Here is a 26,507-nt window from a genome sequence, read left to right on the forward strand (position 1 = left end):
TTTAAAAAGTGATGACCATGAGGGTCAAAGCAAAATTTTGGACGCTTACTTTAAGCGTCCTTTTTTCGTTATTAGCAATAAATGCTGTTGGGGATTTTGTAAAACAAACAACGATAGCAAAGGTGGCTAAAATTTATGGAGAAGATGCAAGAAGAAGGGCATCGGCATTAAATTCTTTAATGACTTCATTGCAAGATGCAACCGAACAAGAGAAATTAATAAAAGTAAATGATTTTTTTAACTCTTTTAGGTGGGTTGATGATATGCAACTTTGGCACAAAAAAGATTACTGGGCTACCAGAATGGAATTTGTAGGAAAAGGCGCTGGTGACTGCGAAGATTACGTTATCGCAAAATATTTCACCCTAAAGCAACTTGGAATTCCAACTCAAAAATTATACTTCACATACGTTAAAGCCTTAAGATACAACCAAGCACATATGGTTTTGGCATATTATGATACACCAAAGTCTATTCCATTAATTTTAGACAACATAAATGGTAAAATAAAAATCGCAACGCAAAGAACAGACCTCGTGCCAGTTTATAGTTTCAACGGTGATTCGCTATACTTGGCAAAACAAGAAGGTCTTGGTCAGGCAATACCAGGTGGAAATAAAAAACAAAATCCTAAGTGGATGGAACTAATAGATAGGATAGGAAAAGAGGATTTATGACGCTATTTAAACAGATTATGATCGCTGTGATAGCTTTTGGCATCGTGATTTTTATGGCTGTTGGCTACTTAAATTTTAAGAGCCTAAATGGATACATCAACGACCAGCTCGGTGAAAACGCAAGACACACAGCAAACTCACTTGGACTTGCTTTAAAGCCGATTGTTGATCCTGAGGATATGTCTTTAGCACAAACGATGATAAATTCTATGTTTGATAGCGGCAGATACAAGCTCATTAAACTTGAAGATGTCGATGGTAAGGTACTTATAGAAAATTCTCAACAAACTATTGTTAAAGATATCCCAGAGTGGTTTTATAAGATTGCTAAATTTGAAGCTCCTGTTGCAACTAGCGAGATCATGACTGGCTGGGCAAAATTTGGTACACTCTATGTTCAAGGTAGCACAGCACTTGCTTACAATGAGCTTTACTCAAACTCAAAAAATATTTTTAACTTTCTAGCTTTAATGATCATCATCGCTCTTGTCGTGGCATTTTTCGCCCTAAAGGCGATATTTAGACCACTTGTTAAGGTGCAGGATCAAGCTGAAGCGATACTTGATAATAAATTTATCATCCAAAAGAGAATTCCATTTACAACCGACCTTAAAAAGATGGTGCTCGCCATGAACTCGATGGTTAGCAAGGTTCAAGACATCTTTGAAAGAGAGGCGGCTACGCTTAGCAAGTATCAAGAGCTTTTATATAAAGACTCTATGAGCGGCACTTATAATAGAAGATTTTTCCAAACTAAATTTAGTGAGTATTTAGCAAGTGAAGAGTATTCAAGCGGTGTTGCTTCACTTGTTAGCTTTAAAGATCTAGCTGGGCTAAAAGGCGTTCTTGGCTTTGAAAAATGGCAAAGCGTCATCATAAAAATAGCTCAAATTTTACAAGAAAAATCTACCGAAAATGACCAAAATGCGATCGTTGCAAGGCTAAATGACAACGACTTTATCTTGCTTTCTTACGGTAAAAACTCATCAAATTTCTCAGCTTTAGACGATAAGATCATGGCTGAGTTTAAAAAACTCTATGCAAATTTCTCTATAAATGATAGCGAATGTCCAGTCAATGCTGCTATTGTCGAGTACTCGCCAAGCACTGATATGAGGACGCTACTTACATCGGCTGACGTTACTTTAGCTAGTGCAAGACTGGCTGGCTGCTTTACTTGCAAAGAATTTAATGCAAATCAAAACACCCTAGTCATCGGCAAAGAGAAATACAAAGAGCTTATCTTTGACTCTATAAAAGAGGATAAATTTAAATTTGCAGCTCAAAAAGTAGTTGGTTTTGACTCAAGCTTTGAGCAGTATGAGCTCTATCTAAGGCTAGTTGATAGCGAGGGCAAATGGCGCATGGCATCATACTTTATGCCAATGGTAAATGAGCTAAATTTAGGTGCGATGCTTGATCTTCATATCCTAAACAGGATCGCTAGAATTTTGCCTGAAAATATCTTGCCTCAAGGAAGCTTGGCGATAAATTTGGGTAAAGAGATATTAAGCTCGGATGAAAATTTCTCAAAACTTGAAGCCACACTTAAAAAAATCGCTCAAATTTCAAAATATAAAAACTATATAGAAATTCCAAACAAAGACGATATTAGTATCGAAAGTATAGTTAGACTTACTAAAAAATTAAAAGAACTCGGCTTTGGTTTTGGATTTGACCACTTTGAACTCAGCGCAAAAGGCATTGAGAAGCTAAAAGAATTTAATCCAGACTACGTAAAGATCCAGTCAAGCGTCTTAATCGACTTTTTAAGTGATAAATCAGGAGCAAACACAAAACAATCACTAGATGTTGTTTTAAGCTCAAAAGATATCATTTTGATTGCGATTGGTGTTGAGAGTGAAGAGCAAAAGAGTAAGCTAATTGAGATTGGCATTAAAAATATGCAAGGAATTTACATAGATGAAATCAAAAATATTGGATGATAGATGCATAGCGATAAGATAAAAGACGAACTGCTTCAATGTTTGGTGATCTTTACCAAGCTTCATAACAACCCATATAGTGCCGATGCTTTGACTATCGGTCTGCCTGTAAAAGATGGCGAAGAAATTGAGCTTTTTTCACTAAAGAGCTCGAAGTCTTTATTTTCTCGTGCAGCTTCACGTGCTGGTTTTGCATCGACGCTTGTCAGAAAAGACCTTGATCAAATTTCGCCTTTAGTTTTGCCTTGTATCTTGATGCTTAGAGGCAAAAAAGCGTGCATCTTGCAATCTTTCAGCGAAGACAAAAAGATGGCAAACATCATCACGCCTGATCTTTCAACTGGCACTAGTACGATAGAAACAAGCAAGCTAAAAGATGAGTATCTAGGCTATGCTTACTACCTAAAACGTGAATTTGTCCCAGAAGATACAAGCTCAACAAAGCTTATCGACGCTGGCAATGATCACTGGTTTTGGGGCACTTTAAAGCGCTCTAAGAAAATTTATTTAGATGTGGTTGTTGCAAGCTTTATCATAAACTTATTTGTCCTTGCAAGCCCGCTCTTTACGATGAACGTCTATGACCGCGTTGTGCCAAATAATGCAGTTGAGACACTTTGGGTTCTAGCACTTGGCGTGAGCGTCGTTTATGGCATTGATCTATTTTTAAAATTTGTCCGTTCATATTTTCTTGAGATCGCAGGCAAGAAGAGCGATATCATTATGAGCTCTATCTTGTTTGAGCGCGTAATGGATATGAAATTTAGCAATAAGCCAAAGTCAGTTGGTTCATTTGCTAGTAACTTGAAAGAATTTGACACAGTTAGAAATTTCTTCTCATCTGCGTCGCTTGCTGCCATTGTGGATCTACCATTTGCGTTAATCTTCTTGATAGTTACCTACTTTATAGGAAGCTACCTTGTGCTTGTGCCTATTGTTATCATGATAGCTATTTTGTGCTACACATTTTTTATAAAAGATCCGCTTCAAAACGCGATTAAAAGCACATTTGAAGCTTCAGCTATGAAAAATGGAATTTTGATAGAGAGCCTTAGCAGCTTAGAGACCATTAAAACTCTTGGTGCTAGCGGCCATGTGCAGTGGAACTGGGAAGAGGCGACTGGTGAGATAGCAAATAGAAGTATCAAATCAAAAATAATCACTACTTCAATAACGACAGTTACGTCGTTTTTGGTGCAGTTAAATACTATCGCCATCATCGTTCTTGGTGTCTATATGATACAAGATACGCACCTTACTATGGGTGGTTTGATCGCTGCTGTTATGCTTAGTTCTCGTGCGATTGCGCCTATGGGTCAAGTAGCCTCACTAGCTGCAAATTTCGAGCAGACAAAGACAGCTTATCAAAGCCTTAGCAAGATCATGCAGATGCCAGTTGAAAGACCTGAGGGCAAGAAATTTGTTAGAAGAAATTCTTTTGATGGCAAGATAGAGTTTAAAAACGTTAGCTTTACTTATCCAGACACCACAAAAGGCTCACTTGATAGGATAAATTTTGTCATTCAGCCGGGTGAGAAAGTAGGCATCATCGGTAGAAATGGCTCTGGTAAGACAACCTTGCAAAAGATAATCCTAGGTCTTTACGCACCGACTGAGGGCTCAGTGCTAATTGATGGTATCGATATAAATCAAATAGACCCAGCCGACCTTAGAAGAAATATCGGCTACGTGCCACAAGATGTTGTGCTATTTAAGGGAACGGTTAGAGAAAATATCGTTCAAAAAGCTCCTTATGTCGATGATATGCAGATCATTAAGGCGGCTAAGGTAAGTGGCGTCGATGAATATGTCAATGCTCACCCACTTGGTTTTGATATGCCTGTCTTTGAAAGAGGCGATGGCATCAGTGGCGGTCAGCGTCAAAGTATAGCCGTGGCTAGGGCATTTTTGCTTGATAGTCCTATCATCTTGCTTGACGAGCCTACAAATTCGCTTGATAATACAGTTGAGAGCAAGCTAAAAGCAAATTTAAAGGTAAATACCGTAAATAAAACTATGATTTTAGTAACTCACAGAACATCGATGCTCGATCTTGTAGATAGACTCATAGTGATGGATAACGGCAAAATTTTACTAGATGGTCCAAGAGACGAAGTTTTAGCTAGACTTAGTGGGAAGTGATTATGCAAGAAGATATAAAAAATCAACAAAATGAAAATTTAAAGCCAGACGAAAAGCCAGTTCAAAAAAGCGACATAAAAGAGCAAGAGAGCGCTGGGGATCAAATTTTAAATAGCGTAGATGGCATCAAGTCAAACATCCAAGCTAAAAACTACGATGCCTATGACTTAAAATTTATGTCAAGCCTCTCAGAAGCGGTTTTAGCAAAGGCTCCATCAACCTCAAAAAAGATACTTTATGCAGTTAGTATAACTGTATTTTGGCTACTTTTGTGGGCTTCATGGGCACAGATAGATGAGATAACAAGAGGTAGTGGCAAGATCATCCCATCAGGTAAAAACCAAGCGATACAAAATCTTGAGGGCGGTATCGTAGATCAAATTTTTGTAAAAGAGGGCGATGAGGTTAAAAAAGATCAGATCTTAATCAGGCTTGATAATAAAAACTTTACAAGTAGTTACGGCGAGTCAAAGCTAAGACTTGATGAGCTTCAGGCTAAATTTATGAGGCTTGATGCTGAAGCAAATGATAAAGAATTTGACTACAACGAAACAAGAGATGCGAATAATAGCAAAGCTGTAAGATACGAGATAAGTTTGCATAACTCAAACATCGATCACCTAAACGAGCAAATAGGAATTTTAACAGAGCAAATTCACCAGCGCCAAAGTGAGCTAACCGAGCTTAGAAATAAAATTTCTCAAACTCAAAATAGTTATAACCTTGTTTTAAAAGAAAAAGCGATCATGGAGCCTATCTTTAAAAAAGGTCTTGTTAGTGAGGTCGAGTATATCCAGCTTCAAAGACGTGTAAATGACCTAAAGGGCGAGCTTGACGCATCTGTGCTTGCCGTGCCAAGGGTCGAATCAACCATAAAAGAGGCGAAAAATAAGATAGAAGAGGCAAAGCTGGCGTTTAAAAATAATGCAAAAAAAGAGCTAAACGAAGTCTCTGCTGAGATCGCAAGGATAAACGAGTCGCAAATCAGCCTAAGCGACAGGGTCGAAAGAACTTATGTGAGATCTCCAGTAAATGGTATCGTTAGTAAGATGATGGTGCATACAGTTTCTGGCGTCATCAAGCCAGGTGAAAATATCGCAGAGATCGTCCCACTAGAAGATAAACTCATCGCTGAGGTAAAGGTTAAGCCAGCTGACGTTGCGTTCTTAAGACCTGGACTTGATACGATGGTTAAATTTACGGCGTATGATTTTAGTATTTATGGCGGCTTAAAAGGTAAAGTAACGCAGATCAGTGCCGATACTGAGACAAATGAAAAGACAGGCGAGAGCTACTATCTAGTCAGGATAGAAACTGAGAAAAACTATCTTGGTAGCGAGGAGAAACCACTTAGGATCAAGGTTGGTATGATAGTTTCAGCTGATATTATCACTGGTAAAAAGACTATACTTGACTATCTGCTAAAACCTATCTTAAAAGCAAAACAAAACGCTTTAACGGAGCGATAATGCAAAAATCAGCTAGCTTTGAGCGAAATTTTAGCGAATATCAAATTTCAAGAGCGAAGTTGGCTGATGAATTTGTCATTTTAAATGATGGCAAAATATGCGATCTAATCGGAAGAGGGATCGTTAAATTTCTCTTTAAAGACTGTGAAAAAAGCTTTGATGAGATAGTAAATTTAAAAAGAGAAAATTGCATAAATTTATCTGGCGTAGAGATTAAAGATGAGCTTATAAAGAGCATCAAGATATCTATTAGCGGCTACGATGAAAGTAGCGATAGCTTGGACTTTGATCTAAATTTACTATCTCTTAGTGTGCCATATAGATATGCCATATCAAATGGTTGTTTTGAGATGAGTATCTTTTTAAAAGAAGGCAAAGAAGTGGTTGAGAAATTCTTATCCACTTTTAGCTATAAATTTGAGGCAAATAGTGGCAAGGAGCGCCACGTGATAGTATTCGTAAATGAGTCAAAAATTTACGAGCAAACCTATATGTGATATAAGGAAATATGGTTATGAATGTGGTTTTTTTTACTCAAAATGGTTCGCTTAATAATCTTTGGCGAGGGTATTTTTCAGATGACGATGTGAAATTTACTCACAATAAAAAGGATTTTTTTGCAAATTTAAACGACGAGGTTGATATCGTCGGTATCGACACAAATGCTTTTAAAGATAGCCTTGATGAAAATATTAAAACCATTCATGAAAGTTTTCCAAATATAAAATGTCTAATCCTCGCAAACGAACCAAAATTTAGTGAAGGCAAACATCTGTTAGCACTTGGCGTTAAGGGCTATGCAAACTCACACATGAGAAAAACTCACTTTGAAGATGCCTTTGAGACGATTTTAAATGGCAAAGTTTGGCTTTATCCAGAATTTATCCAAGCGATGATCGGAGAGCTAACTGGCTCATATATAAATAATGAAAGTGAAACTTTAGAGAAAAAGTCTGATCTAAGCGAGCTTAGCTCACGTGAAAAAGAGATCGCAAACTTAATCTATCAAGGTCTAACAAACAATGAAATTTCAGAGCAAACAGGTATTACTTTAAGGACAGTAAAGGCACACACCACGTCGATTTATAGCAAACTAAATGTGAAAGATAGAATAGGTCTTGTGCTTTTGATGAAGCAGCTACATGCGTAAAATTTTGCTTCTTTTCTTTTTTGTCTCTTCACTTTTTGCAAATAATTTTGAAATTTCTCCAAAAAATATATCTCAGTGCAAAAATCAAATTTGCAAAAATATCCTAAATCACTATGCAAATTTTATGAAAAAAATAGAACACGAAAGCTTTATAAGAAAGCTAGAACTCATAAATTCATACTTAAATTCTTTGATGCCAAGATATGATGATTTTTACAATACAAATGTCGATGTGTGGAGCACTAGGAGCGAGTTTTTAAGGAGAGGTGGCGGAGACTGCGAGGAGTACGCGATATCAAAGCGTGATAGCCTAAAAGATCTTGGTGTGGATAATCAAAAATGTCTTCTAGTCGTTCAGGAAAAAAATACTAAAAAATATCATATGGTGCTAGCTGTTTGGGAAAATTTGCACAAAGAGCCTTTGATACTTGATAATCTAAGCTTTAGAGTTTTGCCACTTTCGAAGCGCTACGACCTGGTGCTAGAGTATTGCTTGATGGACGGGAAATATTTTAAGATAAAAAAAGATGGCATAAATTTAGAGCCTTTAAATATAAGAATGCAAACTTACGAAAATTTGATAAAAAAGGAAAAAGAAGAGAAATTTTGGAAGAATTAATCTTCCAAGTCGATGTCTATTTTTTCAACATTTGTTGTAATATCTTTAGTATTTTTCTCAATGTTATGTTTATTTTTCTCGATTAGTGATCTGTTTTGACCTATAAGGTCTCTATTTTCTTTGATACCATCACTGTTTTGCTCGATCATCTTACTTAGCGTCGCTATCTTTTTTTCATAGCGGATCATTAAGAAGTAGATCACGTAAATTAGCAGTAAAATTACCGCCCAAGGTAAAAATTGCATATTAAATCCTTTGTAATTTTTCGTAATTATAGAAATTTTAGCTTTTAAAAAAAATAAAACTATGAAAATATGAAATTTTATATATGTAAAATTTATTTTCGATTTTTGGTAAAAGTGGCTCAGATTAGTGGGCTGTTTTTGAAATTTTTGTAAATTTCATCTAGTTTTGATTGCAAAAAAAGTTAGATGAAATATTTTTCAAAATCTCCTTGACTTTTATTTTGTTTTGGGCTATAATTGCCACTTCACAAAACAGGTGCTGGTGTAGCTCAGTTGGTAGAGCTACTGCCTTGTAAGCAGTGGGTCGGCGGTTCAAGTCCGTTCACCAGCTCCATTTTGTAACAGTGTTTGACCAGAAAATACCAAAATAACTTATTAATGTTTAAGGTGAGATACTCAAGCGGCCAACGAGGGCAGACTGTAAATCTGCTGACTATGTCTTCCGTGGTTCGAATCCACGTCTCACCACCATTGTTATGCGGGAGTAGCTCAGTTGGCTAGAGCATCAGCCTTCCAAGCTGAGGGTCGCGGGTTCGAGCCCCGTTTCCCGCTCCAAAATTTGGGAAAGTAAACTGGGAGCTGTATCTAGATTTTACTAAACACAGTTATTCCATCTTTATTTTCATGAATTTTTAGTTGTTTGTATGTTGATTAAAATCATCTCAGCCAAGCGTTTTTCGCTCATATGGCTCAGAGGTAGAGCACTTCCTTGGTAAGGAAGAGGTCGCGGGTTCAAGTCCCGCTATGAGCTCCACTGGTTTATATGATTTTATATTACTATACGAATTTGAATTAGATAAAGACACATATCATAACGGAGGAAAAGATGGCTAAAGAAAAATTTTCACGCAACAAGCCACACGTAAACATAGGCACTATCGGTCACGTTGACCATGGTAAAACTACTTTAACAGCTGCAATATCTGCTGTTCTTTCACGCAAAGGTCTTGCTGAGCTAAAAGATTATGATAATATTGATAATGCTCCAGAAGAGAAAGAGCGTGGTATTACAATTGCTACTTCACACATTGAGTATGAGACAGAGAAACGTCACTATGCTCACGTTGACTGCCCAGGTCACGCCGACTATGTAAAAAATATGATTACAGGTGCTGCTCAAATGGACGGCGCTATTCTTGTTGTTTCTGCAGCAGACGGCCCAATGCCACAAACTAGAGAGCACATCTTGCTATCTCGCCAAGTTGGTGTTCCTTACATTGTTGTTTTCATGAACAAAGCAGATATGGTTGATGACGCTGAGTTACTTGAACTAGTTGAAATGGAAATTCGCGAACTACTTAACGAGTATAACTTCCCAGGTGATGATACTCCGATAGTTTCTGGTTCAGCACTTAAAGCTCTTGAAGAGGCAAAAGCTGGACAAGATGGTGAATGGTCAGCAAAAATTATGGAACTAATGGATGCAGTTGATAGCTATATCCCAACTCCAGTTCGTGCTACAGATAAAGATCTTCTTATGCCAATCGAAGACGTTTTCTCAATCTCAGGTCGTGGTACAGTTGTAACAGGTAGAATTGAGAAAGGTGTTGTTAAAGTTGGTGACACTATAGAAATCGTTGGTATCAAACCTACACAAACAACAACAGTTACTGGTGTTGAGATGTTTAGAAAAGAGATGGATCAAGGTGAAGCTGGCGATAACGTTGGTGTTCTTCTTCGTGGTACTAAAAAAGAAGATGTTGAACGTGGTATGGTTCTTTGCAAACCTAAATCAATTACTCCTCACACAAAATTTGAGGGTGAGGTTTATATCCTAACTAAAGAAGAGGGTGGTCGCCATACTCCTTTCTTTAACAACTATAGACCACAATTCTACGTAAGAACAACTGACGTTACTGGTTCTATTACATTACCAGAAGGCACAGAGATGGTTATGCCAGGTGATAACGTAAGAATTTCTGTTGAGCTTATAGCTCCAGTTGCACTTGAAGAAGGTACTCGTTTTGCTATCCGTGAAGGTGGTAGAACTGTTGGTTCAGGTGTTGTTTCAAAAATACTTGGTTAATTTATAAAATTATGCCAAAGGGGAAACCCTTTGGCTTTCTATAAGGAATATATATGAGAATTAAAATCGGTTTAAAATGCTCTGAGTGTGGTGATATTAATTATACTACTACAAAAAACAGTAAAACCACTACAGATAAGGTTGAGCTCAAAAAATATTGCCCAAGATTAAAAAAACATACTGTTCATAAAGAAGTTAAGTTAAAAAGCTAATTAAGAATAAGTAGCTATTAGGGCAATAGCTCCAACGGTAGAGCGCTGGATTCCAAATCCAATGGTTGGGGGTTCGAATCCCTCTTGCCCTGCCACAATTAAGGTTAAGATTATGGAAAAATTTATAAATTATATAAAGCTATCTAAATTGGAAATAATGAAAGTTATCTTTCCTACTAAAGAACAAATTAGAAATGCTTTTATTGCAGTTTTTATCGTGGTCGCTGTTGTTTCACTTTTTTTAGCTCTTGTTGATGTTATTATGTCCTTTGTTCTTTCTAAAGTTATATAGGATAAGGAAAAATAATGTCACATAAATGGTATGCTATACAAACTTACGCTGGTAGCGAAATGGCAGTAAAAAGAGGAATTGAAAATTTAGTTAGAGACCACGGTATTGAAGATCAACTAAAAGAAGTTATCGTTCCTACAGAAGACGTAATAGAGATAAAAAACGGTAAGCAAAAAATTAATGAAAGAACTCTTTATCCTGGATATGCTTTTGCATGTTTAGATCTTGATACAGCTCTTTGGCATAAGATTCAGTCTTTGCCAAAGGTTGGACGTTTTATCGGTGAGGCTAAAAAGCCTACACCATTGACTGAAAAAGATATAAATACTATCTTGGAGAAAGTTCAAAAAAGAGCGGCACCAAAACCTAAAATATTTTTTGAGGATGGTGAAAGCGTTCGCATAACAGAAGGTCCTTTTGCTAACTTTACAGGTATTGTTGAAGAATACGATATGATACATGGCAAGCTTAGACTCAATGTTTCTATTTTTGGTAGAAGTACCCCTGTTGATATTTTGTATTCACAAGTTGAGAAGATAATTTAAGGAGCAAGAAATGGCTAAAAAAGTTATAGGTGAAATAAAATTACAAATTGCCGCAACAAAAGCAAATCCTAGCCCGCCAGTTGGTCCAGCATTAGGACAAAAAGGCGTTAATATTATGGAATTTTGTAAAGCCTTTAATGAAAAAACAAAAGATATGGTTGGATTTAATATCCCAGTTGTTATTACTGTTTATGCTGATAAAAGTTTTACATTTATCACAAAACAACCACCTGCTACAGACCTTATCAAAAAGGCTGCGGGTATAACAAAAGGAACAGATAATCCTTTAAAAAATAAAGTAGGTAAATTAACAAAAGCTCAAGTTTTAGAAATAGTTGAGAAAAAACTTGTTGATTTAAATACAAACGATAAAGAGCAAGCAGCTAAGATTATTGCTGGTTCAGCTCGTTCAATGGGTGTCGAAGTAATAGACTAAAACCTTTACCGTCAGGTTGATTTTCAAAAGACGGAAGCAATTTATATGCGGAGAAATTTATGGGAAAAACTAGTAAGAGATTTCAAGAATTGCTCAAAAAAGTAGAGCAAGATAAAATTTATAACCTTAGTGAGGCTATCGATACAGTTAAAACTTTAGCTTCTGCTAAATTTAATGAGACAGTTGAGATTGCATTGAAATTAAATGTTGATCCAAGACATGCTGACCAAATGGTTCGTGGTTCAGTTGTTTTGCCAGCTGGTACAGGTAAAGTTGTAAGAGTTGCTGTTATAGCAAAAGACGCTAAAGCTGATGAGGCAAAAGCTGCTGGTGCTGACATAGTTGGTGCTGATGATCTAGTTGAGGATATCCAAAAAGGTGTAATGAATTTTGATGTTCTTATTGCTACTCCAAATTTAATGGGTCTTGTAGGTAAAGTCGGTAGAATTTTAGGACCTAAAGGTTTAATGCCAAATCCAAAAACTGGAACAGTTACAATGGATGTTGCACAAGCTGTTAATAATGCAAAAAGTGGTCAAGTAAATTTCCGTGTTGATAAGCAAGGAAATATACATGCAGGTCTTGGTAAGGTCAATTTTACTAAAGAGCAGTTAAATGAAAATATTTCAACATTTATTAAAGCTATTAATAAGCATAAACCTGCGACTGCAAAAGGTAGATATGTAAAAAATGCTTCATTGTCATTAACAATGAGCCCTTCTGTAACTCTTGATACTCAAGAGGTTATGGACTTAAAATAAGAATTTAGACAAATTTATATCTTAGATTGGAGATAGCCGAGGCCACTGGGCTTAATTGATTCGACCCGCTCTGCTTGAAATTACCGGTCGGAAAGGAGAAAAAGTGACACGTAACGAAAAAACTGAAGTTGTTGCAAAATTAGAGAGTGAATTTAAAACTGCTGAAGCTATTGTAGTTTGTGACTATCGTGGTCTTTCAGTTAAAAAACTTGAAGTTTTAAGAAATTCTGCAAAAGAACAAAATGTAAAAGTTCAAGTTATTAAAAATACTCTTGCAAATATTGCTCTTAAAAATTCTGATAAAGTCGGAATGGAACTTAAAGATACAAATATCTATCTTTGGAGTGAAGATCAATTAGCAGTAACTAAAGTAGCCGCAAAATTTGAAGAGGCTAATGCTGACCTTTTCAAAATTAAAACAGCTTATATTGATGGCGAAGTTGCAAGCGTTGATAAAGTTAAAGCTCTATCTAAAATGCCTAGCCGTGATGAGCTTATTGCGATGCTTTTGCAAGTTTGGAATGCGCCAATTCAAAATTTCACAATTGGTTTGAATGCGCTTAAAGAGAAAAAAGAACAATCAGCTTAATTAAAATAATAAGGATTAAAAAATGGCAATTACAAAAGAAGACGTATTAGAGTTTATATCTAATCTTTCTGTACTTGAACTTAGCGAACTTGTAAAAGAGTTTGAAGAGAAATTTGGCGTTAGTGCAGCTCCTGTAATGGTAGCTGGTGGTGCAGCTGCTACTGCTGGTGCAGCTGCTACTGAAGAAAAAACAGAATTTAACATCGTTCTTGTTGATTCTGGTGATAAGAAAATCAACGTTATTAAGGTTGTTAGAGCACTTACTGGTCTTGGCCTTAAAGAGGCTAAAGACGCAGTTGAAGGAACTCCATCTGTTCTTAAAGAAGGCGTTAGCAAAGACGAAGCTGAAGCAGCTAAAAAAGAGCTTGAAGAGGCTGGTGCTAAGGTTGAACTTAAATAATTTTTTATTATTTAGGCTTAATATTTCAAGAGAGGGCAGAGGCTCTCTCTTTTTTAAATTTTAGATGCCTTGCAAAAGGCTATACTTTTCTTTCAAAATTACCACGAGGTAGATGCAATGTTAAATAGCTTATACTCAGGAAATCGTCTTAGAGTTGACTTCTCTAATGTCGTTAAAGAGATAGACGTTCCGAACCTACTACAACTACAAAAAAAGAGCTTTGATAATTTTTTAAATCTAAATAACAATCAGACAGAAAGCGGTATCGAAAAAGTTTTTAAATCGATTTTTCCTATACATGATCCGCAAAATCGTTTGACTTTAGAATATGTTAGCTCAGAGATTGGAAAACCAAAATATACAATCAGAGAGTGCATAGAAAGGGGTCTTACGTACTCTGTAAATTTAAAAATGAAAATACGCCTTATTGTCCATGAAAAAGATGATAAGACTGGTGATAAAGTCGGTGTTAAAGATATAAAAGAGCAAGAAATTTTCATACGTGAAATTCCGTTGATGACAGATAGAATTTCATTTATTATAAATGGCGTTGAGCGTGTTGTTGTAAATCAACTTCATAGAAGCCCTGGCGTTATCTTTAAGCAAGAAGAGAGTGCGACTGTTGCAAATAAACTTATCTATACAGCCCAAATAATCCCAGATCGTGGCTCTTGGTTGCACTTTGAATATGACACAAAAGATATTTTATATGTTAGGATAAATAAGCGCAGAAAAGTGCCTGTAACTATCTTGTTTAGGGCATTAGGATATAAAAAACAAGACATTATTAAGCTATTTTATCCGATACAAAATTTAGTTATTAAAAATAATAAATTTTTAACTCTTTTTAACCCAGAGGATTATCTAGGAAGAGTTGAGTATGATATAAAAAATGAAGAGGGTGATGTTCTTCATCAAGCTGGCAAGCGCCTAACAAAGAAAAAAGCTGATAAATTAATCGAAGATGGCGTTAAATTTGTCGAGTATCCGATCGAAGCACTTATTGGTAGATATTTGGCAAACCCTGTGATAAACACAGAAAGCGGCGAAATTTTATATGACACACTATCTGCTCTTGATGAGAATAAACTTGCAAAAATTTTAGCTGAGCATGAAAGTATCGAGATCATAAACAACTCCGCAGCTGGTGTTGACGACGCTATCATAAATTCATTTATAGCTGACAATGACATGCTTAAAGTTCTAAAACAAACCGAGGGCGTTGATGATGAAAATGACCTTGCTGCAATTAGAATTTACAAGGTCATGAGACCTGGCGAGCCAGTAGTTAAAGAGGCCGCAAAAAGCTTTGTAAATGATATATTGTTTAACCCTGAAAGATATGACTTAACAAAAGTTGGTCGTATGAAGATGAACCACAAGCTTTCGCTTGATGTGCCAGAGTATGTTACTTTGCTAACTAGCGAAGATATCATCAAAACTGCAAAATATCTTATAAAAGTTAAAAATGGACAAGGCCACATTGATGACCGCGATCACCTTGGCAACCGCCGTATAAGATCGATAGGTGAGCTGCTTGCTAGTGAGCTTCACCTTGGTTTTGTTAAGATGCAAAAGGCTATCCGTGATAAATTTACAAGCCTGAGCAACAATACTGACGAGATCATGCCTTATGATCTTATCAATCCAAAAATGATCACAGCAACAATCATGGAATTTTTCACAGGCGGTCAGTTAAGCCAGTTTATGGATCAGACAAACCCACTTAGTGAAGTTACTCATAAGCGTCGTCTATCTGCGCTTGGTGAGGGCGGCTTGGTAAAAGAGCGTGCTGGATTTGAGGTGCGTGACGTTCACCCAACTCACTACGGCAGAATTTGTCCGGTTGAGACTCCAGAAGGTCAAAATATCGGTCTTATTAACACCCTTTCAACTTATGCAAAAGTAAATGAGCTTGGCTTTGTTGAAGCGCCATATAAAAAGGTCGTTGATGGCAAGGTAACTGATGAGATAGTCTATCTAACAGCGACTCAAGAAGAGGGCAATGTTATCGCTCCAGCATCAACTAAACTTGATGAAAATGGACATATCGTTGAGGACTTGATCGAGGTTAGAAAAGAGGGCGAGATGATGCTTGCTCGTAGAGAAGATGTTACTCTGATCGACCTTTGCTCTGGTATGATAGCTGGTGTTGCAGCTTCGCTTATCCCATTTCTAGAGCACGATGACGCCAACCGTGCGCTTATGGGATCAAACATGCAACGTCAAGCAGTGCCGCTACTTCGTTCAACTGCCCCTATTGTTGGAACAGGCATGGAGAGCGTTATCGCAAGAGATGCTTGGGAGAGCGTAAAAGCAAAACGAGGCGGCGTGGTTGAAAAGGTTGATAATAAAAATATCTTTATCCTTGGTGAAGATGAAGCTGGTCCATATATCGATCACTACTCTTTAGAGAAAAATTTAAGAACAAACCAAAATACGACATTTTCACAACATCCGATCGTTAAAAAAGGCGATGAGATCGTTGCTAATCAAATCATAGCTGACGGTCCAAGTATGGAAAAAGGCGAGCTAGCTATCGGTAAAAACGCACTAATCGCGTTTATGCCTTGGAATGGCTACAACTACGAGGATGCGATCGTTATTAGTGAAAAAATGATACGTGAAGATGCCTTTACAAGCGTTCATATCTATGAAAAAGAGATCGAAGCTCGTGAGCTAAAAGACGGCGTTGAAGAGATAACAAAAGATATACCAAACGTCAAAGAAGAGGAGCTTATGCACCTTGATGAAAGTGGTATCGTTAAAATCGGTACAGAGATTAAGCCTGGTATGATCCTTGTTGGTAAAGTATCGCCAAAAGGTGAGGTTAAGCCAACTCCAGAAGAAAGACTACTTCGTGCGATCTTTGGTGAAAAAGCTGGCCATGTGGTAAATAAATCGCTCTATGCTTCAGCTTCAATGGAAGGCGTGGTTGTTGATGTTAAAATTTTCACCAAAAAAGGTTATGAAAAAGATAGCAGAACGAACAAAGCTTATGAAGAAGAGAAGACGCTTTTAGAAAAAGAGCACCATGATAGATTGCTTATGCTAGACAGAGAAGAGATGCTAAAAGTTACAGCGCTTCTTTCTAAAAACCCACTAGCGAGCGATCAAGAGGTAAATAAAAAAGAGTATAAAAAAGGCTCAAAGATCAACAAAGCTGACTTTGAGAATATCAACAGATTTACCCTAAATGCTATCGTAAAGAGCTTTTCAAAAGATATCCAAAAGAAATATGATGAGCTAAAAAATTACTTCCAAAATGAGAAGAAAAAGCTTAAAGAAGAGCACGACGCTAAGATAGAAATTTTAGAAAAAGATGACATTTTACCAAGCGGCGTTGTAAAACTTGTAAAAGTTTATATAGCTACAAAACGCAAGCTAAAAGTTGGCGATAAGATGGCTGGACGTCACGGCAACAAAGGTATCGTTTCAAATATAGTTAGAGAAGTCGATATGCCGTATCTTCCAAGTGGTCAGATCGTTGATATCGTGTTAAACCCACTTGGCGTTCCAAGCCGTATGAACATCGGTCAAATTTTAGAGAGCCACCTTGGTCTTGTTGGCTACCGCTTAGGTGAGCAGATCAATGAAATTTTTGAGACCAAAAAAGGCGAGTGGATAAAAGAGCTAAGAGCTAAGATGATAGAGATCGCAAGCGTTGCTAAGCTAATGGATGCTAAAAAAGCTCTTGGTAAGATGAGTAATGAGAAGCTTCTTGAGTATGCAAAAGATTGGAGTAATGGCGTAAGATTTGCAACTCCAATTTTTGAAGGCGTTAAGGCTGACGAATTTGCAAAATTATTTGAGATGGCAAAGATAGATAGTGACGGTAAAACTGAGCTATATGACGGACGCACAGGCTCAAAGATAAGAGAACGCGTTAATGTTGGTTGTATGTATATGCTAAAACTTCACCACTTGGTTGATGAAAAAGTTCACGCAAGAAGTACTGGACCATACAGTCTTGTTACGCAACAACCAGTCGGCGGTAAGGCGCTATTTGGTGGTCAAAGGTTTGGTGAGATGGAGGTTTGGGCACTTGAGGCTTATGGTGCTGCTCATACACTAAGAGAGATGCTAACTGTAAAATCAGACGATGTCGAGGGAAGACTTTCTGCTTACAAAGCTTTAACAAGAGGTGAAAACGTTCCTGAGACTGGTATCCCTGAGACGTTCTTTGTTCTAACTAACGAGCTAAAATCACTAGCTCTTGATGTGGAAGTATATGATGAGGATGAGACAAATGAAACTAACTAATTTAAAACCAGTTGAGATAAAAGAAGAGCATAGACCTCGTGATTTTGAAGCTTTTCAACTTCGTTTAGCAAGTCCTGAGAAGATAAAATCTTGGAGTTATGGTGAGGTTAAAAAACCAGAAACCATCAACTACCGCACGCTAAAACCTGAGCGTGATGGCTTGTTTTGTGCCAAAATTTTCGGACCGATTCGCGACTACGAGTGCCTTTGTGGTAAATATAAAAAGATGCGTTATAAGGGCATCAAGTGTGAAAAATGCGGTGTTGAAGTAACAACATCTAAAGTTCGTCGCTCTCGCATGGGTCACATTGAGCTTGTAACTCCAGTTGCTCATATCTGGTATGTAAATTTCTTGCCAAGCCGTATAGGTGCGCTTCTTGGTATTAAGATGAAAGACCTTGAACGCGTACTTTACTATGAGGCATATATTGTTGATAATGCTGGCGAGGCTTATTATGACAATGAAAATTCTAAAAAAGTTGAAAAATATGACGTTTTAAACGAAGAGCAATATCAAAGCCTAGCTTCAAGATATGAAGAGAGTGGTTTTAGTGCTAGAATGGGTGGCGAGGTCATCTATGATATGCTAGCTGAGCTTGATCTAACTCAAATTTTAAATCAGCTACAAGAAGAGATGGAGGCTACAAATTCTGAGGCTAAGAAAAAGACCATCGTAAAACGCCTAAAAGTTATCGAGAGCTTTTTAAATTCAGGCAACCGCCCAGAGTGGATGATGATAACAAATTTACCAGTTCTTCCGCCTGATCTTAGACCACTTGTTAATCTTGATGGTGGTAAATTTGCTGTTTCGGACGTAAATGATCTATATCGCCGTGTAATAAATAGAAATAGTCGTCTAAAACGTCTGCTTGAGCTTGACGCACCTGAGATCATTATCAGAAACGAAAAGAGAATGCTTCAAGAGGCTGTTGATGCGCTATTTGACAATGGCCGCAGAGCAAATGCAGTAAAAGGTGCAAATAAGCGCCCACTAAAATCACTAAGCGAGATCATAAAAGGTAAGCAAGGACGCTTCCGTCAGAATTTGCTAGGTAAGCGTGTTGATTTCTCTGGACGTTCTGTTATCGTCGTTGGTCCAAAGCTAAAGATGGATCAGTGCGGTCTTCCAAAGAAGATGGCTTTAGAGCTATTTAAGCCACATTTGCTTGCTCGCCTTGAAGAAAAAGGCTATGCGACAACCGTTAAGCAAGCTAAAAAGATGATAGAAGATAAGACAAATGAGGTTTGGGAGTGCTTAGAAGAGGTTGTTAAAGACTATCCAGTCATGCTAAACCGTGCTCCGACACTTCATAAACTTTCTATCCAAGCGTTTCACCCAGTGCTTGTTGAGGGTAAGGCGATCCAGCTTCACCCGCTAGTTTGTGCGGCGTTCAACGCTGACTTCGACGGTGACCAAATGGCTGTTCACGTGCCACTATCTCAAGAGGCTATCGCTGAGTGTAAAATTTTGATGCTTAGCTCAATGAACATCTTACTTCCTGCAAGTGGTAAGGCTATCACAGTCCCTTCACAAGATATGGTTTTGGGAATTTATTACCTAAGCTTAGAGAGAAATGACGAAAAAGGTGCAAATAAAATTTTCTCAAGCGTCGATGAAGTAATGATCGCTGAGGAGGCTAATACCCTTGGCCTTCACGCTAAAATTAAGACAATGGTTGATAATAAGATCATCTTCACAACGGCTGGTCGCTTAATCTTAAGAGCGATACTACCTGATTTTGTCCCTGAAAATATGTGGAATAAGATCATGAAGAAAAAAGACATTGCAAATTTGGTTGATTATGTTTATAGAAATGGCGGCCTTGAAGTAACGGCTGACTTCCTTGATAAGCTTAAAAATTTAGGTTTTAGATATGCTACAAAAGCGGGAATTTCTATCTCTATCGCAGACATCATCGTGCCAGATAGCAAGCAAAAATATATCGACGAAGCCAAGAAAAAAGTTCGTGAAATTCAAAAGCAATACGGCGCTGGTCTTTTAACAGATAGTGAGAGATACAACAAGATCATCGATATCTGGACAGATACAAATAACAGCGTTGCAAGCGAGATGATGAAGCTTATCCAAAATGATAAGGGCGGATTTAACTCAATTTATATGATGGCTGACTCTGGTGCGAGAGGTAGTGCAGCGCAAATTCGTCAGTTAGCCGGTATGCGTGGTCTTATGGCAAAACCAGATGGCTCGATCATCGAAACACCGATCATTTCAAACTTCCGTGAAGGTCTAAACATAATGGAGTACTTCAACTCAACCCACGGAGCTAGAAAGGGCCTTGCAGATACTGCGCTAAAAACTGCCAACGCTGGTTACTTAACAAGAAAGCTAATCGACGTTGCTCAAAATGTTAAAGTCACTATGCATGACTGCGGTACGCACGAAGGTGTTGAGATCACAGATATCACAGAGAGCGGCGAGCTAATAGAGAGCCTTGAAGAGAGAGTATTAGGCCGTGTTTTAGCAGATGATGTGATCGATCCTATAACAAATGAAATTTTATTTAGCGAAGGCACATTGCTTGATGAAGAGAAAGCTAAGGCTATAACAGAAGCTGGCATAAAATCAGTAAGCATTAGAACACCTATCACGTGCAAGGCGCCAAAAGGCGTTTGTGCAAAATGCTATGGCTTAAATTTGGGTGAGGGCAAACTTGTAAAACCAGGCGAGGCTGTCGGTATCATCTCGGCTCAATCAATCGGTGAGCCAGGTACTCAGCTAACGCTAAGAACATTCCACATTGGTGGTACGGCTTCTACTGAGCAACAAGACCGCCAAGTCATCGCTCAAAAAGAGGGCTTTATTAGGTATTACAACCTTAGTACATACGAGAACAACGGCAAGAAAATCGTTGCAAACAGAAGAAGTGCAGCTGTGCTACTTGTTGAGCCAAAGATAAAATCAACAATTGATGGTAAAATCGAGATCGAATATGCTCACGAAGACGTAAATATCGTTATCAAAGGCAAAAAAGAAGAGATCAAATATACTATCAGAAGAAACGACCTTGCTAAACCAAACGAACTAGCTGGCGTTAGCGGTAAGATCGAAGGCAAGATGTATATCCCTTATGTAAATGGCGACAAAGTAAAAGAAAACGAAAGTATCGTCGAGATAATAAAAGAGGGCTGGAACGTTCCAAATCGTATCCCATACGCAAGTGAGCTTAAAATTTCAGATGGCGATCCAGTAACTAGAAAGATCACAGCAGATGCAAATGGTGTGGTTAAATTTTTCATACTAAAAGGTGACTTCCTTGATAGACTAAAAGATATCAAAAAAGGTCACAAAGTAACTGAAAAAGGCTTTTTTGTTGTCGTTTCTGACAAGGACGGACGTGAGGCAGTTCGCCACTACATCCCAAGAAATTCTATCATCCAAGTATCAGATAATGATGCGGTAGAAAGAGCGACAGTGGTCTCACTACCTGAAAAAGATGATAAGCTAATAATCGCTGAGTGGGATCCATACTCAACTCCAACTATCGCAGAAGAGGCTGGTGTGGTTAGCTTTGAAGATGTTGAGCCAGGATATAGTGCGACTGAGCAAGCTGACGAGGCAACTGGTCAAAGACGTCTTGTTATCAACGAGTATTTGCCAAGTGGCGTAAAACCAGCGATCATTATCACTACAAAGAGCGGACATTTGATCAAGTATCCGCTTGATCCAAAAACTGCGATCTTTGTTTCAAGTGGCGACGAAGTAGCTCAAGCTGACATTTTGGCTAAGACTCCAAAAGCTGTTGCCAAGTCAAAAGACATTACCGGTGGTCTTCCAAGAGTTAGTGAGCTATTTGAAGCAAGACGTCCTAAAAATACAGCTATCGTTGCAGAGATCGATGGCGTTGTTAGATTTGACAAGCCACTTCGCTCAAAAGAGCGCATCATCATCCAAGCAGAAGATGGCACGACAGCTGAGTATTTGATAGAAAAGAGCCGCCAGATCCAAGTAAGAGACGGCGAATTTGTCCATGCTGGTGAGAAACTAACAGACGGACTTATCTCAAGCCACGATATCTTAAGAATTCTTGGTGAAAAGGCGCTTCACTACTATTTGATCAGTGAAATTCAGCAAGTTTATCGCCGCCAAGGTGTTGCGATCGCTGATAAGCATATCGAGATCATCGTCTCTCAAATGCTTCGCCAAGTCAAAATCGTCGATAGTGGAAATACAAATTTCATCGTTGGCGACATGGTTTCAAGAAACAAATTTAAAGAAGAGAACGAGCGTATTATGAAAATGGGTGGCGAGCCAGCTATCGCTGAGCCGATCCTTCTTGGTGTCACAAGAGCGGCTATCGGAAGTGATAGTGTGATCTCTGCTGCGTCATTTCAAGAGACAACTAAGGTCTTAACAGAAGCGTCAATCGCTGCTAAATTTGACTATCTTGAAGATCTAAAAGAGAACGTCATCCTTGGACGTATGATCCCAGTTGGTACTGGTTTTTACAAAGATAAAAAGATAAAGATCAAAGAAAACTAATATATTAAGCCCCGCTTTTGGGGCTTAAACCTCTCATAAATTTCCCACTTAAATTTACAAAATTTCAAAATTTACAAGCCATTAATCAATATTAAATAAAATCCCTAACTAAAAATATGTAACGGAGATATTATGAAAAATGTCGATCTCGGACTCTTATTTCTACGCTTAGGTCTTGGAATTTGCCTTTTTATGCATGGCTTTGGCAAAATTTTACACGGAGTTGGCGGTGTAAAGAGCATTTTAGTTGATGCTGGGCTGCCAGGCTTTTTGGCGTATTTTGCCTATCTTGGCGAGGTCTTAGCCCCTATAATGATCGCTGTTGGCTTTTACTCAAGGCTTGGCGCGCTCCTAGTTTTTGGCTCTAGTCTTGTCATTTTGTATTCATATTTTGGTTTATCAAATTTACTTGAACTAACTAATGTAAATGGCTTTAAAGCAGAGCTTATATATCTTTATATCGCTATATCACTTTGCATCATCTCGACTGGCAGCGGTAAATACGCTATCAAGCAAGACTGATCTAAATTTAGCACATATCAAATGTGCTAAATTTTCACACATTTTATTTAAAATTTAAATTTAGTTTATTTTTTTATAACACTTTAAGTTTTTTGCCTTTAAATTTTGAAAATTATCTCAAATTTAAAGGACACACGATGGAACAGACAAAAAAAGAGCCTTCGTTTCTGCTAGCCCTTACGCCTATCTTGGTTATGATCGTAGGCCTTGCGCTTGGCGTTGGTTATATGAAGCTAAAGGTTGAGCCGATCATTTTGATAGCAGCCCTCGTGGCTGGTGGCATCGCTTGGAGACTAGGATATAGCTGGAGCGAGCTTCAAGAGGGCGTCATAGAGAAAATTTCTAGCTCACTCCCGGCGCTTATGATACTTTGGGCAGTCGGTCTGCTTATTGGCTCGTGGGTATTTTCAGGCACTATCCCTATGATCATCTACTACGGCGTGGATCTTATAAGTCCGCAGTATCTAGTCCTAACTGCTTTTGTCATCGCAGCTATCATCTCAACCGTAACTGGCACATCTTGGGGTTCTGCTGGCACAGTCGGTGTCGCCATCATGGGTATAGCCCAAGGTCTTGATGTAAATTTAGCAGCAACTGCTGGTGCGGTAGTTGCAGGAGCATACTTTGGCGATAAACTCTCTCCACTTTCAGACACGACAAACCTAGCTCCGATAGCAGCTGGCTCAGAGCTTTATGAGCACATCAAACACATGTTTTATACGACTATCCCGGCAACTATCGTTGCGATAGCAGCTTATCTATTCTTTGGTAGCGAAGCTGCAAGCAGTGGCGCAAATGTTTCAGAGTCGGTTTTGGCACTTCAAGGTCAGCTTGATAAAATTTTTCACTGGAACATCATCTTGCTTTTGCCTGTGCTTTTTGTCTTGGCTGGTTCGGTGCTAAAGTGGCCAACGATACCTGTCATGATCATAGCTTCGCTATTTTCAGTGCTTCTTGGTGTTATCGTTCAAGATTTTAGCTTTAAAAATGGCTTTATCTCAGTGATGACTGGCTTTAACGTCACGATGAGCGGCATTAATATGGAGTTTTCAAAAGATATCACCAAGCTTTTAAATAGAGGCGGCGTGAGCTCGGTAAATTCAACCACCATCCTAGTCATCTGCGCTATGGGCTTTGCTGGCATCATCTCAAAAACCGGCATGCTTACAAAGGTGCTTCACACTATCATGGCAAAGGTCAAATCAGCAGCAGGCGTCATCATCTCGACTATCGGCTCATGCCTAACTGTCGCATTTGTCACAGGTAGTTCATATCTTTCTATCCTCATCCCTGGTGAGATGTTTAAAGATTTCTACAAAGAGAAAAATTTAGCAGCCAAAAACCTCTCAAGAACGCTTGAAGACTCTGGCACCGTGATCGTCCCACTCATACCTTGGTCAGCAGCAGGCGCATATATGACAGCTACACTTGGCGTGCCAACGGTAGAGTATTTGCCATGGGCGATACTAAACTACATGGGCGTTGTCTTTGCCATCATTTTAGCACTCACTGGCATCGGCATAGCCAAGATAAACAAGGACGCCAAATGATACTCATAAAAAACGTCAAAATTTACTCGCCAAAATTTCTTGGCAAAAAAGATATATTTATATGTAATGGTAAGATCGTTAGCATAGCTGAAAATTTAGAGCCAAATTTACCAAATGTAAAGGTGATCGACGCTTCAAATTTTACAGCCATACCAGGCCTTATCGATAAGCATGTGCATATCACTGGAGGTGGCGGCGAGGGTGGCTTTAAGACTAGAGTGCCTGAGATCATGCTATCAAATTTAATAGAAGCTGGCATAACGACGGCTGTTGGCCTACTTGGAACTGACAGCACGACAAGAAGCGTTGAAAATTTAGTCGCAAAAGCACACGCGCTAAACGACGAGGGTATCACATGCTACGCTCACACCGGTGCATACAGCTCTAAAACGCCAACCATAACTGGCGAGATCGAAAAAGATATCGTCTTTGTTGGTCCCATAATCGGCACTAAGCTAGCCATAAGCGACCACCGTTCATCAAGCGTGAGCAAAGATGAACTCGCTCACATAGTCTCTGCTGGCAGGGTGGCTGGTATGATCAGCTCGAAGTCAGGCCACACCACGCTTCATATGGGTGATGGCAAAAAGGGCTTAAATTTGATTTACGAAGTGCTAAATGAGTACGACATGCCGATCACGCTATTTCAGCCAACGCACGTAAATAGAAACGAGGAGCTTTTTAAACAAAGCTTTAAATTTATAAAAGATGGCGGCTATATCGACTTTACCTGCATGCCAGGACTTACGCCACTTGAGGCTGTAAAGCGCGTCAAAAAAGAAAATTTACCGACAAATAAGATAACAATTAGCTCAGACGGCTTTGGTAGCTACTCTAGCTATGATAGCGACGGAAATTTACTAAAAATTGGCATCGCTAGCGTTAAGAGCTTATATGAAGAGTTTATAAATTTCGTAAAAGATGGCTTTGGTATCGAGGAGGCACTGCCATATTTTACGACAAACGTGGCAAAAAGTGTGGCCTTACAAAATAAAAAAGGCGAGATAAAAGAAAATTTCGATGCAGATATTTTGCTGATAGATGATAAATTTGAGATTAAATTTGTCGTTGCAAAGGGCGAAATTTTAAAAGATGACAGCGGTTTTATAAAAAAAGGAACGTATGAATAAGTCTAACTTATTAACCGTTATTTAAGCTTTTTTTAAATAAAATTAGGTCTTTTTAATAAATTTAGTTGAAAGGAATTATTGTGCCAACCATAAATCAATTGGTCAGAAATGAACGCAAGAAAGTGACTGTTAAGTCAAAATCTCCAGCGTTAAAAGAGTGCCCTCAAAGAAGAGGAGTTTGCACTAGGGTTTATACTACAACTCCTAAAAAACCAAACTCAGCTTTGAGGAAAGTTGCCAAAGTTAGGCTTACAAGCGGTTTTGAAGTCATCAGCTATATCGGCGGTGAAGGTCACAACCTACAAGAACACAGTATCGTTTTAGTTCGCGGCGGTAGGGTTAAAGACTTACCAGGTGTTAAATATCACATCGTTCGTGGTGCACTTGATACTGCTGGTGTTGCAAAAAGAACAGTTTCTCGTTCTAAATATGGTGCAAAACGCCCTAAAGCTGGTGCTGCTGCTCCAAAAAAGTAAAAAATTAGGTTCGCAGACGTTGCTTAAATTTGCAAACGTTTGAGTAAAATTTCATAAAAATTTGAAGGAAAAATCAAAATGAGAAGAAGAAAAGCTCCTGTAAGGGAAGTTTTACCTGATCCGATTTACGGAAATAAAATAATCACTAAATTTATTAATTCTCTTATGTATGATGGCAAAAAAAGCGTCGCTACAGAGATAATGTATGGTGCTATTAAAGCTATCGAAAAGAAAAATGCTGAGGTTAAAGGCATCGATGTTTTTAACGACGCTATCGAAAATGTAAAACCTATTTTAGAAGTTAAATCACGCCGTGTTGGTGGTGCTACTTATCAAGTGCCAGTTGAGGTTCGCCCAGCTCGCCAACAAGCTCTTGCTATCCGCTGGCTTATAACTTTTGCTAGAAAAAGAAGCGAAAGAACAATGGTTGATAAACTAGCAAATGAGCTTTTAGATGCGGCAAATTCAAAAGGTGCATCTTTCAAGAAGAAGGAAGATACTTACAAGATGGCAGAGGCTAATAAAGCATTTGCTCACTACCGCTGGTAAGAAAGAA

At 38.3% G+C, this 26,507-nt stretch carries 23 protein-coding genes and 5 tRNA genes; 27 read left to right on the top strand and 1 reads right to left on the bottom strand.

All coding sequences use genetic code 11. From position 1 onward, the window contains the following. Nucleotides 1-17 precede the first annotated feature (17 nt). Genes FZ945_RS00335 through FZ945_RS00365 form a run of 7 tightly spaced genes read left to right on the top strand, consistent with a single transcriptional unit; the run spans nucleotide 18 to nucleotide 8,003 of the window. Nucleotides 18-677 (top strand): transglutaminase-like cysteine peptidase, encoded by a 660-nt coding sequence (locus FZ945_RS00335; protein ID WP_103636458.1) that lies wholly within the window; start codon nucleotides 18-20, stop codon nucleotides 675-677. After that, on the top strand, nucleotides 674-2,623 hold the full coding sequence (locus tag FZ945_RS00340) for a bifunctional diguanylate cyclase/phosphodiesterase (protein ID WP_148801703.1): 1,950 nt from the start codon (nucleotides 674-676) through the stop codon (nucleotides 2,621-2,623). The genes FZ945_RS00335 and FZ945_RS00340 overlap by 4 nt, the downstream gene beginning before the upstream one ends. A 3-nt stretch (nucleotides 2,624-2,626) precedes the next feature. Next, nucleotides 2,627-4,765 (top strand): type I secretion system permease/ATPase, encoded by a 2,139-nt coding sequence (locus FZ945_RS00345; protein WP_103574047.1) that lies wholly within the window; start codon nucleotides 2,627-2,629, stop codon nucleotides 4,763-4,765. Nucleotides 4,766-4,767: 2 nt separating this feature from the next. Next, nucleotides 4,768-6,234: an HlyD family type I secretion periplasmic adaptor subunit gene (locus tag FZ945_RS00350; protein WP_021092966.1), complete on the top strand. Its 1,467-nt coding sequence runs from the start codon at nucleotides 4,768-4,770 to the stop codon at nucleotides 6,232-6,234. After that, nucleotides 6,234-6,731 (top strand): DUF5416 family protein, encoded by a 498-nt coding sequence (locus tag FZ945_RS00355; protein WP_148801705.1) that lies wholly within the window; start codon nucleotides 6,234-6,236, stop codon nucleotides 6,729-6,731. Before FZ945_RS00350 ends, FZ945_RS00355 begins: the two co-directional genes overlap by 1 nt. Before the next feature lie 17 nt (nucleotides 6,732-6,748). Then, nucleotides 6,749-7,384, top strand: a complete 636-nt coding sequence (locus tag FZ945_RS00360; RefSeq protein ID WP_021085439.1) for a response regulator transcription factor — start codon at nucleotides 6,749-6,751, stop codon at nucleotides 7,382-7,384. Further along, nucleotides 7,377-8,003, top strand: coding sequence for a transglutaminase-like cysteine peptidase (locus FZ945_RS00365; RefSeq protein ID WP_148801707.1), 627 nt, complete (start codon nucleotides 7,377-7,379; stop codon nucleotides 8,001-8,003). Before FZ945_RS00360 ends, FZ945_RS00365 begins: the two co-directional genes overlap by 8 nt. Here FZ945_RS00365 and FZ945_RS00370 read toward each other — a convergent pair. After that, nucleotides 8,000-8,248, bottom strand: coding sequence for a hypothetical protein (locus FZ945_RS00370; RefSeq protein WP_002941090.1), 249 nt, complete (start codon nucleotides 8,246-8,248; stop codon nucleotides 8,000-8,002). The genes FZ945_RS00365 and FZ945_RS00370 overlap by 4 nt on opposite strands. Nucleotides 8,249-8,506: 258 nt before the next feature. On the opposite strand from FZ945_RS00370, the gene FZ945_RS00375 reads away from it, so the two are divergent. The 20 genes from FZ945_RS00375 (at nucleotide 8,507) to rpsG (ending at nucleotide 26,500) form a co-directional block, all read left to right on the top strand. Next, nucleotides 8,507-8,582: transfer RNA gene (locus FZ945_RS00375), tRNA-Thr, on the top strand. 52 nt (nucleotides 8,583-8,634) lie between these two features. Further along, a tRNA-Tyr gene (locus tag FZ945_RS00380) sits at nucleotides 8,635-8,719 on the top strand. 7 nt (nucleotides 8,720-8,726) lie between these two features. Further along, nucleotides 8,727-8,803: transfer RNA gene (locus FZ945_RS00385), tRNA-Gly, on the top strand. A gap of 124 nt (nucleotides 8,804-8,927) precedes the next feature. After that, nucleotides 8,928-9,002, top strand: a tRNA-Thr gene (locus FZ945_RS00390). A 72-nt stretch (nucleotides 9,003-9,074) separates the two neighbouring features. Continuing rightward, nucleotides 9,075-10,274 carry an elongation factor Tu gene (gene tuf, locus FZ945_RS00395; RefSeq protein ID WP_002941132.1) on the top strand — a complete coding sequence of 400 codons (1,200 nt, stop codon included), beginning with the start codon at nucleotides 9,075-9,077 and terminating at the stop codon, nucleotides 10,272-10,274. 53 nt (nucleotides 10,275-10,327) lie between these two features. Beyond that, a complete protein-coding gene (gene rpmG, locus FZ945_RS00400; RefSeq protein WP_002941157.1) occupies nucleotides 10,328-10,486 on the top strand; it encodes a 50S ribosomal protein L33 in 159 nt (52 codons plus the stop codon). A 19-nt stretch (nucleotides 10,487-10,505) separates the two neighbouring features. After that, nucleotides 10,506-10,581: transfer RNA gene (locus FZ945_RS00405), tRNA-Trp, on the top strand. 17 nt (nucleotides 10,582-10,598) lie between these two features. Next, a complete protein-coding gene (gene secE / locus FZ945_RS00410; RefSeq protein WP_002941070.1) occupies nucleotides 10,599-10,778 on the top strand; it encodes a preprotein translocase subunit SecE in 180 nt (59 codons plus the stop codon). Between the two features lie 11 nt (nucleotides 10,779-10,789). Beyond that, nucleotides 10,790-11,323, top strand: a complete 534-nt coding sequence (nusG, locus tag FZ945_RS00415) for a transcription termination/antitermination protein NusG (RefSeq protein WP_180385147.1) — start codon at nucleotides 10,790-10,792, stop codon at nucleotides 11,321-11,323. Between the two features lie 10 nt (nucleotides 11,324-11,333). After that, entirely contained in the window at nucleotides 11,334-11,759 is a 426-nt protein-coding gene (gene rplK / locus FZ945_RS00420) for a 50S ribosomal protein L11 (RefSeq protein ID WP_021092996.1), read from the top strand. A gap of 59 nt (nucleotides 11,760-11,818) precedes the next feature. Then, entirely contained in the window at nucleotides 11,819-12,520 is a 702-nt protein-coding gene (gene rplA, locus FZ945_RS00425; protein WP_103567742.1) for a 50S ribosomal protein L1, read from the top strand. Between the two features lie 103 nt (nucleotides 12,521-12,623). After that, nucleotides 12,624-13,109 carry a 50S ribosomal protein L10 gene (rplJ, locus tag FZ945_RS00430; protein ID WP_103567743.1) on the top strand — a complete coding sequence of 162 codons (486 nt, stop codon included), beginning with the start codon at nucleotides 12,624-12,626 and terminating at the stop codon, nucleotides 13,107-13,109. A 22-nt stretch (nucleotides 13,110-13,131) separates the two neighbouring features. Next, a complete protein-coding gene (gene rplL / locus FZ945_RS00435) occupies nucleotides 13,132-13,509 on the top strand; it encodes a 50S ribosomal protein L7/L12 (RefSeq protein WP_148801709.1) in 378 nt (125 codons plus the stop codon). A 117-nt stretch (nucleotides 13,510-13,626) separates the two neighbouring features. Continuing rightward, on the top strand, nucleotides 13,627-17,772 hold the full coding sequence (gene rpoB, locus FZ945_RS00440) for a DNA-directed RNA polymerase subunit beta (RefSeq protein ID WP_148801711.1): 4,146 nt from the start codon (nucleotides 13,627-13,629) through the stop codon (nucleotides 17,770-17,772). Then, entirely contained in the window at nucleotides 17,759-22,273 is a 4,515-nt protein-coding gene (gene rpoC, locus FZ945_RS00445) for a DNA-directed RNA polymerase subunit beta' (RefSeq protein ID WP_148801713.1), read from the top strand. Before rpoB ends, rpoC begins: the two co-directional genes overlap by 14 nt. A gap of 132 nt (nucleotides 22,274-22,405) precedes the next feature. After that, nucleotides 22,406-22,795 carry a DoxX family protein gene (locus tag FZ945_RS00450; protein WP_148801715.1) on the top strand — a complete coding sequence of 130 codons (390 nt, stop codon included), beginning with the start codon at nucleotides 22,406-22,408 and terminating at the stop codon, nucleotides 22,793-22,795. A gap of 137 nt (nucleotides 22,796-22,932) precedes the next feature. Further along, nucleotides 22,933-24,345 (top strand): Na+/H+ antiporter NhaC, encoded by a 1,413-nt coding sequence (gene nhaC / locus FZ945_RS00455; RefSeq protein WP_148801717.1) that lies wholly within the window; start codon nucleotides 22,933-22,935, stop codon nucleotides 24,343-24,345. Next, on the top strand, nucleotides 24,342-25,475 hold the full coding sequence (gene iadA / locus FZ945_RS00460; protein WP_148801719.1) for a beta-aspartyl-peptidase: 1,134 nt from the start codon (nucleotides 24,342-24,344) through the stop codon (nucleotides 25,473-25,475). The genes nhaC and iadA overlap by 4 nt, the downstream gene beginning before the upstream one ends. A gap of 80 nt (nucleotides 25,476-25,555) precedes the next feature. Further along, nucleotides 25,556-25,951, top strand: coding sequence for a 30S ribosomal protein S12 (gene rpsL / locus FZ945_RS00465; protein ID WP_002941121.1), 396 nt, complete (start codon nucleotides 25,556-25,558; stop codon nucleotides 25,949-25,951). 78 nt (nucleotides 25,952-26,029) lie between these two features. Continuing rightward, nucleotides 26,030-26,500 (top strand): 30S ribosomal protein S7, encoded by a 471-nt coding sequence (rpsG, locus tag FZ945_RS00470; RefSeq protein WP_002941142.1) that lies wholly within the window; start codon nucleotides 26,030-26,032, stop codon nucleotides 26,498-26,500. Nucleotides 26,501-26,507 lie beyond the last annotated feature (7 nt).

Origin of the sequence: Campylobacter concisus, assembly GCF_902460535.1 — a bacterium.
In the GTDB taxonomy this organism is placed as follows: domain Bacteria; phylum Campylobacterota; class Campylobacteria; order Campylobacterales; family Campylobacteraceae; genus Campylobacter_A; species Campylobacter_A concisus_AS.

Coding starts and splice junctions, on each gene's coding strand:
- FZ945_RS00335 (WP_103636458.1), top strand. CDS start 18: ATGAGGGTCAAAGCAAAATTTTGGACGCTTACTTTAAGCGTCCTTTTT.
- FZ945_RS00340 (WP_148801703.1), top strand. CDS start 674: ATGACGCTATTTAAACAGATTATGATCGCTGTGATAGCTTTTGGCATC.
- FZ945_RS00345 (WP_103574047.1), top strand. CDS start 2,627: ATGCATAGCGATAAGATAAAAGACGAACTGCTTCAATGTTTGGTGATC.
- FZ945_RS00350 (WP_021092966.1), top strand. CDS start 4,768: ATGCAAGAAGATATAAAAAATCAACAAAATGAAAATTTAAAGCCAGAC.
- FZ945_RS00355 (WP_148801705.1), top strand. CDS start 6,234: ATGCAAAAATCAGCTAGCTTTGAGCGAAATTTTAGCGAATATCAAATT.
- FZ945_RS00360 (WP_021085439.1), top strand. CDS start 6,749: ATGAATGTGGTTTTTTTTACTCAAAATGGTTCGCTTAATAATCTTTGG.
- FZ945_RS00365 (WP_148801707.1), top strand. CDS start 7,377: ATGCGTAAAATTTTGCTTCTTTTCTTTTTTGTCTCTTCACTTTTTGCA.
- FZ945_RS00370 (WP_002941090.1), bottom strand. CDS start 8,248: ATGCAATTTTTACCTTGGGCGGTAATTTTACTGCTAATTTACGTGATC.
- tuf (WP_002941132.1), top strand. CDS start 9,075: ATGGCTAAAGAAAAATTTTCACGCAACAAGCCACACGTAAACATAGGC.
- rpmG (WP_002941157.1), top strand. CDS start 10,328: ATGAGAATTAAAATCGGTTTAAAATGCTCTGAGTGTGGTGATATTAAT.
- secE (WP_002941070.1), top strand. CDS start 10,599: ATGGAAAAATTTATAAATTATATAAAGCTATCTAAATTGGAAATAATG.
- rplK (WP_021092996.1), top strand. CDS start 11,334: ATGGCTAAAAAAGTTATAGGTGAAATAAAATTACAAATTGCCGCAACA.
- rplA (WP_103567742.1), top strand. CDS start 11,819: ATGGGAAAAACTAGTAAGAGATTTCAAGAATTGCTCAAAAAAGTAGAG.
- rplL (WP_148801709.1), top strand. CDS start 13,132: ATGGCAATTACAAAAGAAGACGTATTAGAGTTTATATCTAATCTTTCT.
- rpoB (WP_148801711.1), top strand. CDS start 13,627: ATGTTAAATAGCTTATACTCAGGAAATCGTCTTAGAGTTGACTTCTCT.
- rpoC (WP_148801713.1), top strand. CDS start 17,759: ATGAAACTAACTAATTTAAAACCAGTTGAGATAAAAGAAGAGCATAGA.
- FZ945_RS00450 (WP_148801715.1), top strand. CDS start 22,406: ATGAAAAATGTCGATCTCGGACTCTTATTTCTACGCTTAGGTCTTGGA.
- nhaC (WP_148801717.1), top strand. CDS start 22,933: ATGGAACAGACAAAAAAAGAGCCTTCGTTTCTGCTAGCCCTTACGCCT.
- iadA (WP_148801719.1), top strand. CDS start 24,342: ATGATACTCATAAAAAACGTCAAAATTTACTCGCCAAAATTTCTTGGC.
- rpsG (WP_002941142.1), top strand. CDS start 26,030: ATGAGAAGAAGAAAAGCTCCTGTAAGGGAAGTTTTACCTGATCCGATT.